General features: G+C 55.3%; 11 protein-coding genes. 4 read left to right on the forward strand and 7 right to left on the reverse strand.

All coding sequences use genetic code 11. The features are described from left to right. The first annotated feature begins 36 nt into the window (after window positions 1-36). A complete protein-coding gene (tyrP, locus tag F8R23_RS07845) occupies window positions 37-1245 on the forward strand; it encodes a tyrosine transporter TyrP (RefSeq protein ID WP_129936541.1) in 1209 nt (402 codons plus the stop codon). 50 nt (window positions 1246-1295) lie between these two features. Here tyrP and F8R23_RS07850 read toward each other — a convergent pair whose 3' ends face one another. After that, window positions 1296-1838: a YfaZ family outer membrane protein gene (locus F8R23_RS07850; RefSeq protein WP_099061584.1), complete on the reverse strand. Its 543-nt coding sequence runs from the start codon at window positions 1836-1838 to the stop codon at window positions 1296-1298. Between the two features lie 328 nt (window positions 1839-2166). Between F8R23_RS07850 and katA the strand changes: the two genes are divergently transcribed. The 3 genes from katA to F8R23_RS07865 all read left to right on the forward strand — a co-directional run bounded on the left by katA (window position 2167) and on the right by F8R23_RS07865 (window position 6454). Then, window positions 2167-3603, forward strand: a complete 1437-nt coding sequence (katA, locus tag F8R23_RS07855) for a catalase KatA (protein ID WP_129936542.1) — start codon at window positions 2167-2169, stop codon at window positions 3601-3603. A 643-nt stretch (window positions 3604-4246) separates the two neighbouring features. Next, window positions 4247-5233 (forward strand): iron-containing redox enzyme family protein, encoded by a 987-nt coding sequence (locus F8R23_RS07860; RefSeq protein WP_151415461.1) that lies wholly within the window; start codon window positions 4247-4249, stop codon window positions 5231-5233. 3 nt (window positions 5234-5236) lie between these two features. Further along, window positions 5237-6454: an MFS transporter gene (locus F8R23_RS07865; RefSeq protein ID WP_151415462.1), complete on the forward strand. Its 1218-nt coding sequence runs from the start codon at window positions 5237-5239 to the stop codon at window positions 6452-6454. A gap of 98 nt (window positions 6455-6552) precedes the next feature. On the opposite strand, the gene menE is transcribed toward F8R23_RS07865, so the two are convergent. From menE to menF, 6 genes are all read right to left on the reverse strand, one after another. After that, on the reverse strand, window positions 6553-7938 hold the full coding sequence (gene menE / locus F8R23_RS07870; protein ID WP_151415463.1) for an o-succinylbenzoate--CoA ligase: 1386 nt from the start codon (window positions 7936-7938) through the stop codon (window positions 6553-6555). Then, a complete protein-coding gene (gene menC, locus F8R23_RS07875) occupies window positions 7926-8909 on the reverse strand; it encodes an o-succinylbenzoate synthase (protein ID WP_129939152.1) in 984 nt (327 codons plus the stop codon). Before menC ends, menE begins: the two co-directional genes overlap by 13 nt. Beyond that, window positions 8909-9766 (reverse strand): 1,4-dihydroxy-2-naphthoyl-CoA synthase, encoded by an 858-nt coding sequence (menB, locus tag F8R23_RS07880; protein ID WP_085117730.1) that lies wholly within the window; start codon window positions 9764-9766, stop codon window positions 8909-8911. The genes menC and menB overlap by 1 nt, the downstream gene beginning before the upstream one ends. Window positions 9767-9777: 11 nt before the next feature. Beyond that, window positions 9778-10548 (reverse strand): 2-succinyl-6-hydroxy-2,4-cyclohexadiene-1-carboxylate synthase, encoded by a 771-nt coding sequence (gene menH / locus F8R23_RS07885; RefSeq protein ID WP_151415464.1) that lies wholly within the window; start codon window positions 10546-10548, stop codon window positions 9778-9780. Further along, window positions 10545-12218, reverse strand: coding sequence for a 2-succinyl-5-enolpyruvyl-6-hydroxy-3-cyclohexene-1-carboxylic-acid synthase (gene menD / locus F8R23_RS07890; RefSeq protein WP_151415465.1), 1674 nt, complete (start codon window positions 12216-12218; stop codon window positions 10545-10547). Before menD ends, menH begins: the two co-directional genes overlap by 4 nt. A gap of 262 nt (window positions 12219-12480) precedes the next feature. Then, window positions 12481-13761 (reverse strand): isochorismate synthase MenF, encoded by a 1281-nt coding sequence (gene menF, locus F8R23_RS07895; RefSeq protein ID WP_129939153.1) that lies wholly within the window; start codon window positions 13759-13761, stop codon window positions 12481-12483. Window positions 13762-13998: the final 237 nt, after the last annotated feature.

Raw genomic sequence — 13998 nt, forward strand, 5'->3', positions numbered from 1 at the left:
ATAATTTTACAAAATCTTTGGCTGGTAGAGAAAAACGTGAAAAATCGTACGCTTGGCAGTGTTTTTATCGTGGCGGGAACCACCATTGGCGCAGGGATGTTGGCAATGCCACTGGCAGCTGCCGGTGTCGGCTTTGGCGTCACGCTGGGTCTGTTGGTCGGACTGTGGTTGTTGATGTGTTATACCGCGCTGCTGCTGGTTGAGGTTTATCAGCATGAGCAAGCCGGTACCGGCCTCGGCACACTGGCAAAACGCTACCTTGGCGGCGGGGGCCAATGGCTGACCAGTTTCAGCATGATGTTCCTGATGTATGCCCTGACCGCCGCCTATATCAGCGGCGCCGGCGAATTGCTGGCGACCAGCATCAGCCAATGGACCTCACAGGATTTCCCCACCACGCTCGGCGTGTTGTTGTTTACTCTGGTAGCCGGCGGTGTCGTCTGCATAGGCACCCATTCGGTCGACTTGTTTAACCGTATCCTGTTCAGTGCCAAAGTGGTGTTCCTGATCGTCATGCTGGGCCTGATGTTACCCAATATCCATCAAACCAACCTGATGACCCTGCCGCTGGAACAGGGACTGGCGCTGTCGGCCATCCCGGTGATCTTCACTTCGTTTGGCTTCCACGGCAGCGTGCCCAGCATTGTTAACTATATGGGCGGCAATATCCGCAAGCTGCGCTGGGTATTCATTATCGGCAGTGCCATTCCGCTGGTGGCCTATATCTTCTGGCAGTTGGCGACTCTCGGCAGCATCAGCTCCACCACTTTCGTGGGCATTTTGGCGCAGCAAGCCGGTCTGAACGGACTGTTGCAGGCAGTACGCGACGTCGTGGCGTCCCCACATGTCGAACTGGCGGTGCATCTGTTTGCCGATCTGGCGCTGGCCACTTCGTTCCTTGGCGTAGCGCTCGGACTGTTTGATTTCCTGGCTGACCTGTTTAAGCGCCAGGATAACGTGCGGGGTCGTCTGCAGACCGGGGTCATTACCTTCTTGCCGCCGTTGGCTTTCGCCCTGTTCTATCCGCGAGGCTTTGTGTTGGCTCTGGGCTTTGCCGCCATCGCGCTGGCGGTGCTGGCGCTGTTATTACCGTCACTACTGGTGTGGAAAACCCGTCAGCAGCATCAGGCAAAATACCGCGTCTGGGGTGGCACACCGGCATTGGCACTGGTGTTTGTCTGCGGGATAACGGTGATTGCCATTCAGTTGGGCATCGCCAGCGGCATCCTGCCTGCAGTAGGGTAATAGATTGGTCGATAAAACAAAGGGGCCGATTGGCCCCTTTGTTGTTGGTATCAGAAGCTCAGACCTACACCTACATAGGGGCCATCGGCCAGGGTGTTGTCACGATGCCCGTCTTTCCCTTCCATCTTAATGTAGCGATAACCTACATCTACGCTGAGCGGGCGGAATATATTCCAGCGCAGGCCGCCGCTGGCTTCGTTATACGCCTTCACTCCGCTGGTCAGTGAATCCGGAGCAAAATAGCCTTCGCCATGCAGGCTGAAGTAACGGCTGATAGCCCAGTCCAGGCCGCCGCCCAATGCCAATGCGCCACCGTTATCGCCATCTTTCGGGCTCAAATACAGTGCCTTGCCGCCCACAGTCGCGGTCAGCGGCCCAAGCGGCAGGCCAAAATTCAACCCGAGGCTGCCAACGTTGCCGTTATGATCGCTGCGCGCCCAGTTGCCGGTTAGTCCCAACCCGGTGGTCCCGGTGTCCTGGCCAAAGCCAAGGTTGGTGTAGTGCTGCCCGGCTTCACCCGACAGGCTGAGAGCGCTCGCCGCACCGGTCACAAACAGCATGCTTGCTGCGCAGGCCACCAAAGTCTTTTTCATCATCTATCCCTCTTGCTGCTTCATCCATTGCGAATGATATGAGTTAACCCGTAATAATACCGTCACAAGTCTATACCAAAGCACAACCAGTCCTTAAGGGATAAATCCTTAATTAATCAAACAAATGTAAAGTTTTGCAAGCAAAGCGCATCTCCCCTGGGGCAATGGCAACGATAACTCAGACCTATTTGCCGCGAGCGTTCAATAGGGCTACAACTAGTAGTGGTATTGACCTAAGTCAGGGTAACCGTTCCCTGCTGAATTATGATGATGAACGCTTAATTCGCCCGAGTTTTCACTCGATTGCACTAAGTTTAAGGAGCAAGTGATGAGCAAGAAAGGACTGACCACCGCAGCCGGCGCCCCGGTTGTCGATAATAATAACGTGATCACCGCAGGCAAACGCGGCCCGATGCTGCTACAGGACGTGTGGTTCCTGGAAAAGCTGGCCCATTTCGATCGTGAAGTGATCCCCGAGCGCCGTATGCACGCCAAAGGCTCCGGCGCCTACGGCACTTTCACCGTGACTCACGATATTAGCCAGTACACCCGCGCAAAAATCTTTTCTGAAATCGGCAAGCAAACTGACATGTTCATCCGCTTCTCCACCGTCGCCGGTGAGCGTGGTGCCGCAGATGCCGAGCGTGACATTCGTGGTTTCGCCATGAAGTTTTACACCGAGGAAGGCAACTGGGATCTGGTAGGTAACGATACACCGGTATTCTATCTGCGCGATCCACTGAAATTTCCGGATCTTAACCACGTGGTCAAACGCGATCCGCGCACCAATCTGCGTAATCCAACCTACAAGTGGGACTTCTTCTCGCTGTCACCGGAAAGCCTGCACCAGCTGACCATTGACTTCAGCGACCGTGGCATTCCGAAATCTTACCGTCATATGCACGGCTTCGGCAGCCATACCTTCAGCTTTATCAACGCCAACAACGAGCGCTTCTGGGTGAAATTCCACTTCCGTTGCGAACAGGGCATTGAGAACCTGATGGACGATGAAGCGGAAGCGATCATCGCCAAGGATCGTGAAAGCTCACAGCGCGATCTGTATGAGGCCATCGAACGGGGTGATTTCCCGCGTTGGAAACTGCAAATCCAGATTATGCCAGAACACGAAGCCTCCCAAACTCCATACAACCCGTTCGACCTGACCAAGGTATGGCCACATGGTGATTACCCATTGATCGACGTGGGTTTCTTCGAACTGCATCGCAACCCGGAAAACTACTTCTCCGAAGTTGAACAGGTGGCGGTGAACCCAGCCAACGTGGTCCCTGGCGTCGGTTTCTCTCCGGATAAAATGCTGCAGGGGCGCCTATTCTCTTACGGAGATGCACAGCGTTACCGTCTGGGTGTGAACCACCATCAAATCCCGGTTAACAGTCCAAAATGCCCATTCCACAACTATCACCGTGACGGTGCAATGCGCGTGGATGGCAACAGCGGCAACGGAGCAACCTACGAGCCGAACAGCTTCGGTCTGTTCCAGGAGCAACCGGACTTTAGTGAACCGCCGTTGAGCATCGAAGGCGCAGCCGACCACTGGAATCACCGTGAAGACGATGATTACTACAGCCAGCCACGCGCACTGTTCAACCTGTTGAGTGCCGAAGAGCATCAGCGCATGTTCACCCGCATCGCCGGTGAGCTGTCGCAGGTGCCGGAACAAATTCAGCGCCGTCAGGTTGATCTGTTTAGCAAAGTGCACCCGAATTACGGTGCCGGCGTGGCCAAGGCTTTGGGTCTGAAATAAACCTGTCCTGAAGACAAACTGCCCCTGCGGCTAATACCATGCACGCAAGCTCGCTGAATGGGGAAGCCGCTATAGGTATAAAGCACCGATTGATTATCTCGTCGGTGCTTTTTTTACTGGAAAATAAAGGCGTTGAAATCAGACTTGGCGTCCGATTTTGAAACCTTTTACATCAAATGACATCCATTACCATTATGAATGTATTTTATAGCCATCCATCCTGCACCAAAAACGAGTACCTGGCCAAACCAAACACCATAAACACCTGAGAACAGCGGTAAAACCCAGATCTGGTGCGGGATTAATTATTCTGCTCACCTCTCTGCGCATAGATATCGGCATGCAATTACGCAAGGCTAAAAGGTACAAAAAGTAACCTTGTTAGTTGAATTGTGATAAACATCTAATGATTCGTACAAAAAAACACATTCCCTTTGCCCTTCCGACTGACTTCTGAGAAATATGCTGGTGCCTGATGTCAGGCATACCAACCCTACAAAAGGATCAATGTGATGAAACTGAAAAAAATCAGCAAAAAATCCACGAAGAAGCTGGGCGGCGCAACCTGCGGCTAACCGGTGATCATAATAAGCAGGGCCAGTCATAAGCACCGGCCCTGCCTTCAGAATAAAAGGAAAATGCCATGGATAAAAACTACCAGACTTCTCCAAAATTCGTTCACAACCTGTGGACCACTAATGAAGATGACGAATACTATCTGCGTTTTACCGCAGGGCTTTACGAAGTGGAAAAGGAAGATGCCCGGGATTTTTATAAAATACGCAGCTATTGCACCGGTCATAACACCGTAGCTGAAATTTCAAGTAAAACAGATATCCCCATTCAGCGTATCGAAGAGATGGTCGCTTCTCTTAACGAAATAGGCATGGTTAGGAATGAGACAAAATCGGCTAATGAAGATTTTCTTGGCAAAGCTATCCAAGCCTGTGAGATGTGGGCGGAGCAGGTCGAAGAAACTCATTTATTTAATAAATTTCTGTATGGCGACACCAACCGAAACGTCCTTATCGGTTTTTTCATGGAAACTTACCATTATATAAAGGCCTTCCCATCCATCATTAACGCTGCGATTGATAACACAGACAATCCCGAGCTAAAAATGGTTTTAACAGAATACAAAAAGCAAGAAACAGGGCATGAATCTTTTATATTGTCGACATTACTGAAACTGGGAATGAAACAGGCCGAAGTGGAAAGCTCGGTTCCTTTGGTCTCAACACTTAATTTAATCAGCATGATAAGCGCATTGTTCAGAACCCACCCCAGTACCGTATTCCTTATTGCCAAGGTCATCGAGTCTCATGACTTTGACCAGGCAGAAGTTACAAAAGCCATTGAGGACATCACGCAGCACTATGACCTTGAACCAGGTACCCTTGAGCCATTCTTCCAACATTCACAAATCGACTACGAATTGGGCCATTCACGCCTGCTCGACGAACATAGCCATCTGGTTAGCCTCGGGGACCTGGAAAAAACCTCTTTCATTTTGAATGCCATACATGACATAAAACATGCCATTGATCTTCAGTGTCTTGAAATAGAAGAGTATTATTCAAAGGAAGGCAACTACATCCCTCGTCAACGAGTCGACTACTTTGGTATATAAGATATGTTCCCCATTCTGCTCTCCGCATTCACATCCGGCGTTTCGATGGCAGTATTCTTCACTGCCATTGCCTGGTTTATAGAGAGCACGTTCAATTCCAGCTTGCTGGTTTCTGTCGTTCTGTCGTCAGGGTATATCATCACCTTTTTTGCCCTGCCCTACATCGGTCACCTGACAGACAAAACAACATGTAAAAAAATGCTCAATATTATTTACGTCGCGGGGGCCTTCAATGCGCTGGTTTTTTTGATAATAAATCCAGCCACGCACGACTCATTACTTTCATTTATCGTCATTTTGTTATCCACAGCGGTGTTTACGCTGATACGTGCATCTGACCAAGTGATCCGCTCCACCTACATGAAAAAGGTCTTGCCTGAACATAAGCTGTACCACGCCAACAGGTTGTTGGAAATGGTCAGGCAAGGGATAACTTTTCTTTCCGGCGGAATTGCATTTTTGATCTTGCAGGATAAATCCATTCAAAACGTTTGTTTGATTGCCCTGATTTGTTTCTCTCTTTCATTAGTTATCAACCGCTATATCCCCCGAGACATTATCAATGAAGTGGATGCGTCAACAACACCAGAGCCTAAAAAACTGACGATGTACCATAAGGGCTATGTATTTTTCCTCGGTGACAAAAAACGAATTATTGAACTGCTCTCATTATTCCCCTACATTTGCGTCGTGTTCTTGAACGCATTATATCCGGCACTATTTACTCGTATAGGGGCTCCCGTCAGCGCATATGCTATTCTCGTCGTACCCTATGGGCTGGGTGCCATTGTAGGCAGTATGATAAATACGCAATCTTGGGTGCCAACCTTAAAATCCGTGTATGTTATTTTCGGCAGCGGTTTTATTATCGGACTGGTTTTACCCTTGTTTTTCAAAAGCCTCCCCGCCGTTTATATCTGTCTTTTTATTATCGCCTTCTGTCATTCCCATATTCGGGTGAGAAGAAACACACTGATCATGACCCAGGCAGAAAGCAAAGAACTGGCACGCATCCTCGCCTTCAACGAGGTGTTGTTCATTTGCCTGTCCACGGTGTTAAGTCTGGGATTGAGCCTGATAGCCGACCGATTGGATTTCTGGTTGGCCTGGGAGATCGTGATTGCCCTGAATTCGATGGTGCTGTTGCTGATTGTCCTGACGAAAAATCCGGCGGCAGAACCCTGTACACCAATGGAAAGCGCTGCGGAACACGACCGCTGAGCGACGGTTTTGGCCAAAAAAAAGCGGTGCCAGGAACAATCGGCCCCGCTTTTCCTTTTTATCTCACTGCCAGAAAATAACGTTTCGATCCATGCTGCCTATTCGATGGAGATCTGCTCCGCCACCCATTGCTGTAACTGACGGCGCGAGATCTTGATGCCGCCGGCTTTCAACGCATTCGGCATCGGCAATAGCGCCATTGGCCGCTGGAAGTTCACCAGCCGATCTTGCGACCAGGCCAGCAGTTCTTCCAGCAAAAGAGGCTGCTCACTGTCGATAACCGCCACCGGGCGTTGACCAAACTCGGCATCGTTCACCGGAACCACTACCACTTGTAAAATCTGCGGGTGAGCTGCCAACACACGCTCAATATCCTCCGGCTGAATGCCTTCTCCACCGCTGAAAAACAGGTTGTCCAACCGACCGATAATCCGCAGCTCACCCTGCTCCATAACGCCGCGATCGCGGGTATGGAACCAGCCTTGCGGATCAACGAGCGGCAGCAACGCACCCTGCCGCCAGTATCCCAACGCCAGACTCTGCGCACGGATCCACACTTCTTCATCCACCAGCCTAATTTCCCGACCGGCCAACGGCAGGCCGACACCCGGCCGTGCATCGGCGCGCTTGGCACACACAGTGGAAGCCAGTTCGGTCAGCCCATAACCGCACCAGCAACGGATACCCGCGGCCTCCGCCTGTTCGGTCAGCGCAACCGGGATCATCGCGCCCCCCAGCAGCACTTTTTTCAGCGTCAGCCCTGCCAGCGGTTGCGCCAGCAGACGCCAAAGCTGAGTCGGCACCAACGAGGCATGGGTACAGCCCGCCAAAGCATCCGCCAGCGGGTGCATATCGCGCACCACCAGCGTGGCACCCGCCTTCAGCCAGCGCCAGACAATGCCCTGCCCGGACACGTGAAACAAGGGTAACGACAGCAGCCAACGATCCCGAGGTTGAAACTCCATCAGCTGCAACACGCCTTCGGCGCTGGCGAGATGCCCGGCAAAACTGTGTGCGGCCGCTTTCGGCCTGCCGCTGGAGCCGGAGGTCAGGGTCAGCGTGGCCAACCGTTGGGGATCCCAGCGCGGCGGATTCAGCCAACGGGGTTCGGTAGAAGGGGGACTTAAGCGGATAACGGTGGCCGGCAAGGTCGGCAACGCGTCTGGGCTGAAGGCAAAATCGATATCCAGCTCGGGCAACAGCGTCGCCAGCAGGGTAGCAGGCAACGCCGGATTCAGCGGCAGCAGTCGCGCACCACACTGCAACAGAGCCAGGTAGGCCAACAACAGCGGATAACTGTTCTTGCCACACAGCGCAACGCCGCAACCGGGCTCGACCCCCTGGTACTGAAAATCCGCCGCCAGCTTATCCACCTGACGGCGTAACACCAGCCAGCTCACCGGCTGATGACCGACAATCAGCGCCGTCGCCTGCGGACGCCGTTGCGCCCAATATCGCCATGGCCAGTCATTTAACTGCGCCATAAACACTCCAGCGCTTGCTGATCCAGTAGCGGCAGCTTACTGTCCGGCCAGCGCCGCAGCAGTTGTGCCTGCATCAGATCCAGCGTGTCGAGTCCAGGCACGGTGGCCGGCGTCAGCCAGTGCGCGATGCGCGCCAACTGCGTCAGCCCCAGGCTGGATTCAATGCTGGAACTGATCACCGCCGTCAACCCCACCGCATGGGCCTGATCCACCAACGCGCGACAACGGCTCAGGCTACCGACCAACGTCGGCTTAATCACTATCGCTGCCACGCCCGGTTCCGCCTGCACCACAAAATCGGCCTCGCGCACGCTTTCGTCCCAGGCAATGGCAATGCCGGTCGCCTGAGCAAAATCCCGCGATTCATCACGGGTTTTACAAGGTTCTTCAAGGAAAGCAATGCGGTCACGCAGCGCCGGGTTGACGTATTTAGCGAAACCATCGGCCTTGGCCCGCGTCCAGCTGCGGTTGGCGTCCAGCCGCAGTCGGAGATCCGGCAGTGCTTCCAACAGCACGTTGACGATCATACCGTCGCGCACCGCTTCGTACAGCCCGACCTTCACCTTGGCGACCTTTTCCCCCGGCAAGGCGGTCAATACTTCGAACAACTCATCGGGGTCACCGGTACACAGCGGCGCCTTGCGGTAATCGGCCTGCAGCGGCAACCGCTGCTCCAGCTCGGCCAATGCACAGCTGATGCCGAACGCCACCGAAGGTAACGGGCTTTCTACCGGTAATGCACCGCCTTGCCAGCTTTGTAGCCAGCTCAGTGCGGCCTGTTCGGCCTGCGCCAGCGTTTCCTGACTGAACGCCGGCAGTGGCGCGATCTCCCCCCAGCCCTCCTGTTCACCCTGCTGCAGATGGATCAGCAAGCCATCGCGGGTTTTCAGCCGCTGGTTACGCAGCACTACACCAGCGTCCATCGGCAGGCTGTAACGGTAAACGGCCGCGTTACGTCTAGCCGTGTTCATTACGGATTACGCTTGAATTTGCTGAAGTCAGGCTGGCGCTTTTCGTTAAACGCGTTGCGCCCTTCCTGGCCTTCGTCAGTCATGTAGAACAGCATGGTGGCGTTACCCGCCAATTCCTGCAGGCCGGCCTGACCGTCGCAGTCGGCGTTCAGGGCAGCTTTCAGGCAGCGCAGCGCCATCGGGCTGTTCTGCAGCATTTCACGGCACCAGCGCACGGTTTCTTTTTCCAGCTCCGCCAGCGGTACCACGGTATTGACCAGGCCCATGTCCAGTGCTGCGGCTGCGTCATATTGACGGCACAAGAACCAGATCTCACGGGCTTTCTTCTGGCCGACAATACGCGCCATGTAAGAAGCGCCCCAACCGCCATCGAAAGAACCGACTTTCGGGCCGGTCTGGCCGAAAATGGCGTTGTCTGCCGCAATGGTCAGGTCACACATCATATGCAACACGTGGCCACCGCCGATCGAATAGCCGGCGACCATCGCCACAATCGGTTTCGGGCAGGTGCGGATTTGACGCTGGAAGTCGAGGACGTTCAGGTGATGTACACCGCTGTCGTCCTGATAGCCGCCGTAGTCGCCGCGGACTTTCTGATCGCCACCGGAGCAAAATGCCTTGTCGCCGGCACCGGTGAGGATAATGGTGCCGATCCCGTCGTCATAACGGGCATTGGACAACGCTTCGATCATCTCTTTTACCGTATGCGGCCGGAACGCATTGCGCACCTGCGGACGGTTGATGGTGATTTTGGCAATGCCGTCGCTGGACTTATGATACAGGATATCTTCGAAATCACCGGAGCAATCCTGCCAGTCGATGGCGGCGTACAGTTGTTCTTCATTTGGATAGAGCATGTTCGGTTCCTTTAACCAGGGTTAACGAGAAAATTGCGCAGCTCGGCGGCGAAATCTTGCGGATTGGCCAGGTGCGAGTTATGCCCGGCCTGCGGCACTAGGCGTAACGGCAACCCGGCGTCGCGCGTCAGTTGCTGAAATTTGTGATCGTCAGCGCCGCATAACACCACCAGCGGGACCGGCAGTTGTTGCAGCTGCAGCGCCAGAGAGGGCTGTCTGCCCAGCGAAGTGGCTTCCAGCATGTCTGCCACGGCCGCGCCGCTGTTGTCAGAGCGGGCGCCGATCAGCGCATCACGGTGTACCGCGCTAAGATTGGCGAACACCGGTTGCTGATACCAGTCGGCCAGCACCTCGGCGAGGGGTTCACAGCGAAAACGTTCGGCCCAGGCCACATCGTGTGCCAGCCGCTGTTCGCGCAGTGCTGCGTCGGCCAGCCCTGGGTTCCCCCCTTCAATAATGACACCCTGCAAGCCACGGGTTTCACCGTGGCAGGCGTGATACATGGCAATACGTCCGCCCAGCGAATAGCCCACCAGCCAATAGCGTTCGATGCCGTGCATTTGCAGAATGGCGCTGATCTGCGCGCTGATATCGTCAAAGCTGGTGCAGACTACCGCAACGGAATCCCCGTGGCCGGGCAAGTCGATCGCCAGCGACGGCCATTCCGGACAGCGTGAAGCGATCACTCGCCATTCATTATTATTGCCCAACAGACCGTGCAGCCAGATCAGCCATGGGCGATCGGCCTCGCCCTGTTGCAATACTTTGGTTGCCAGCATCATTGCTCCGCCATCTGTTGCACCAGATGCTGCAGCGCCTGCGCACCATCACTCGGCGGCACCTGCAGCTCAATCAGCGTAGCGCCGCTATGGCGCCAGCCCTGTTCCACCGCCTGCAGCAGTTGCCCCCAGTTTTCCGGGCAGGAGTAAGCCAGCTGGAACATCGCCGCCGCATGGCTGAATTCTACGTCCTGCGGCATGCAGTAAAACCGCTGCCGATCTTCTTCCGGCGTCGGCAACAGTGAGAAAATCTGGCCGCCGTTGTTATTCACCACGATCAGCACCGTCGGTGCAGAACATTGGCGCAGCAACGCCAGCGCGTTCAGGTCATACAGCGCAGAGAGATCCCCCACTACCGCCAGCGTCGGTTTGGCGGTTGCTCGCTGTACGCCAGCCGCCGTGGAGATCAGGCCGTCGATACCGCTGGCCCCGCGATTGCTGAATACCGGGTAACCGGCCGGCAAACGGGTCAGCGCATCAATCAGCCGCACGATCAGGCTATTGCCGAGGAACAGTTGGCCGTTTACCGGCAGTAATTCCGGCAGTCGGTGGGCTAGCTGCGCCTCACCAAAGCGGTTAACCAAATAGCCGGCGACGGTATCCAGCGCGTTGTCTGCCAACCGAGTCAACTCATCGGCCCAGGCGGAACGCCGCTGCGCCGGGTGCAATTCAAGCCACTGCGCCACGCTGGCACGAATGCGACGTCCACGATGCTGCGCCGGATCGAGCCGCCCCGGTAAATCGTCGATCAGCCAATACTCTTGTGGACGACACTGCTCCTGCCACTGCAACAGACGTTTGCCAGTCAGGCTGCTGCCGAACTGCACCACCAACTGCGCATCATCCAGAAGCTTTTGCGCCTGCGGCTGAGCCAGCCATAAATCGGCGCAGGGCAACGGCTGGCCGGTCTGAGACAGCACGTCGCCAATCAGCGGCCAACCGAGCAGTTCGGCCCATTGGGCCAGTTGCTCGCCCTCTTCCGCGCTCATGCGCCCCGCCACTATCACGCCGCGCTTTTGCCGCCAGAAGAACCAGTCCGGTTGTTTGAGCACCTGGTGGGGATCCATTTCACGCAGCCAGGGGTGGCTGCCTTGCCACCAGTCGCCGAGCGTCGCCGACCAGTCGGCATACTGTTGCTCATCACCGCCGTACAGCGGTTCGGCAAACGGGCAATTAATGTGCAAAGCGCCGTGCTGCAGGCGTGCCATCGCGCTGTCGACGGTGGACACCAGCCAACGGGCGGGGATGTCGGTCGTCGGGCGCGGCAGGTCAATACTCAGCGCCGGGTGGCTGGCATACAGACCATTTTGGCGGATCGCCTGGTTGGCGCCGCAGTTGATCAGTTCAGGTGGCCGATCGGCAGTGAGAAACACCAGCCGTTCACCGGTCAGCCCGGCTTCGATCAGGGAAGGGTAAAGGTTGGCTGCCGCAGTACCGGAAGTGACGATCACCGCCACCGGCTCCCGCGACGCCTTCGCCAGGCCAAGCGCCAAATGGCCCAGCCCGCGCTCATCAAAATGGGTATGGCAAATAAAGGACTTGTTAGCCGCCGCCGCCAGCGTCAACGGTGTAGAGCGTGACCCCGGAGCGATACAGACATGTCGCACTCCATGACGGGCCAGCGCTTCCAACAACAACGCCGCCCACCGGCGATTAAAAACACTTGTCGACATAATTCGCTCACAAGTCGGTTAACAGAATCGTCCGCTGGCCCCGCCAATCGGCGGTGTGCCAAAAATGATGTTCTGCATTATATGAGTAGTTATCTTTACGACTTTTGCGCCAGCGCAAAAACGCCGTATATCCCGGTGACTTTATGATAGACAATCAATTGATTTTGAACAAAAAATAAACATAAAAATCACAAACAGTTTACACTCACCGTGTCATTCTCTCAATGAATCCAGAACAACAGCAGGGAAATTCAGGCCAGGCTTAGGGTTGCAGCAAGCTCAGCAACCCGGCGGCCTTGTTTTCAATTTCCTGCCACTCCGCGGCGGCGTCAGAGCCGGCCACGATGCCTGCACCGGCATACAGCCACAACCCCTGGTCATCGAGCTGTGCACAGCGCAGGGACACACAAAACTCACTGCGGGAAGAAGACAGGTAACCGGCAGATCCGGCGTACCAGCCACGGTCGAAAGGTTCATGTTGCAGGATAAACTCGCGGGCGGCCTGGCGTGGGAGCCCGGCGACCGCCGCCGTGGGCTGCAAGCGCTGCAGGCAATCGGCATCGTCACCCTGGTTGAGCCGGCCTTCAATGCGACGCCGCAGATGCTGCACCTTACGCAAGCGCACCACCTCCGGCGGCAACACATCCACCGCATCGGTTCCCCCTTGCAGACGTTGACAGATGTCATCCACCACCAGCAGATTCTCATGCTGGTTTTTGCCATCCCGCAATAACCAGTGCGCCAGCGTCTGAGCCTGCTGTCGATCGGGGTGATTGGCCACGGTGCCCGCCAGCGCCTCCGTCTGCAGATGACGACCGTTGCGCAGATAGAGCCTTTCCGGACTGGAGCCGAGAAAGGCGCAATCTGCATCGAAGCGCAGCATAAAGTGGTAGCAGCGGTGGTTCACCCGGCGGCTGGCGTCCATCATCGCCGGTGCAGACAGCGGGCAATCCAGCATCAGTAACGTACTGCGCGCTAACACCACCTTCTCCATCCGTTGCCGACCTATCGCTTGCAGTGCGTCGTGCAGCATGATTTCCCACCCGGCAAAATCCGGTTGATGCTGCACCTGGGTCACCTGCGCCTTTAATGGCGTGATGGGCCTTGCCAACGAGAGCTGCTCCAGCCCGTGGCTGGCTAACGCCGCATCTTCACGCAGCGAGCTGGCAGAAAACAGATTCAGAGTTAATTGTGTTTCACCGTCACGGCTCAGAATTTCCAGCCGTGGCAAAAATAAATGGGCCAAACCGTCAAAAGCATTCAGCCCCCATACCCGCGCTCCCTCATGCTCCCTGAGAAATGCCTGTGCCTGCCGTGGCTGGCTAAACTGACACACTGCGCCGCAGACTGCCGCCTCCTCACGCCCATCGCGATGACGCCAATAAAACTGCGGGAATGCCGCTTGCGCCGCCAGCCACTCCAGCAAATGGCCGGCTAACGGTGCCGGTACGGGAAGTGAAAGCTGCCGGAAACCACCCACAGCAGGAAAAGGTTGTTCAAGCTGCTGGCGTAACCGCCTCAGCAATCCCGAAAGTTGTTCCACGACCACCTCAATAACCAAGCTTAATGTAGGGAATTATACGGTAAATCAAGGCAGGACGGCGGAAAAATAGCGTTTGGGATCAACGTCAGTAGCCTTTAATTGTTTATTAAAATTAAACAATTAGTTCAAAAAACGGCCAGCGCGCTATTATGCAGCTATACTGAGAAGGCATGTTCCTGCCTGCTGCGAACCCACGCCAAATCTGACCGGCGCTAAAAACAGGATATTCACGATCTC

The sequence above is a fragment of the Serratia proteamaculans genome (assembly GCF_008830365.1).
GTDB lineage: Bacteria > Pseudomonadota > Gammaproteobacteria > Enterobacterales > Enterobacteriaceae > Serratia > Serratia proteamaculans.

Bases quoted from the DNA above. Each gene is read 5' to 3' on its own strand.
- menD (WP_151415465.1), bottom strand. From the start codon at position 12,218: ATGTCGACAAGTGTTTTTAATCGCCGGTGGGCGGCGTTGTTGTTGGAA.
- menB (WP_085117730.1), bottom strand. From the start codon at position 9,766: ATGCTCTATCCAAATGAAGAACAACTGTACGCCGCCATCGACTGGCAG.
- F8R23_RS07865 (WP_151415462.1), top strand. From the start codon at position 5,237: ATGTTCCCCATTCTGCTCTCCGCATTCACATCCGGCGTTTCGATGGCA.
- F8R23_RS07850 (WP_099061584.1), bottom strand. From the start codon at position 1,838: ATGAAAAAGACTTTGGTGGCCTGCGCAGCAAGCATGCTGTTTGTGACC.
- F8R23_RS07860 (WP_151415461.1), top strand. From the start codon at position 4,247: ATGGATAAAAACTACCAGACTTCTCCAAAATTCGTTCACAACCTGTGG.
- menH (WP_151415464.1), bottom strand. From the start codon at position 10,548: ATGATGCTGGCAACCAAAGTATTGCAACAGGGCGAGGCCGATCGCCCA.
- katA (WP_129936542.1), top strand. From the start codon at position 2,167: ATGAGCAAGAAAGGACTGACCACCGCAGCCGGCGCCCCGGTTGTCGAT.
- menE (WP_151415463.1), bottom strand. From the start codon at position 7,938: ATGGCGCAGTTAAATGACTGGCCATGGCGATATTGGGCGCAACGGCGT.
- menC (WP_129939152.1), bottom strand. From the start codon at position 8,909: ATGAACACGGCTAGACGTAACGCGGCCGTTTACCGTTACAGCCTGCCG.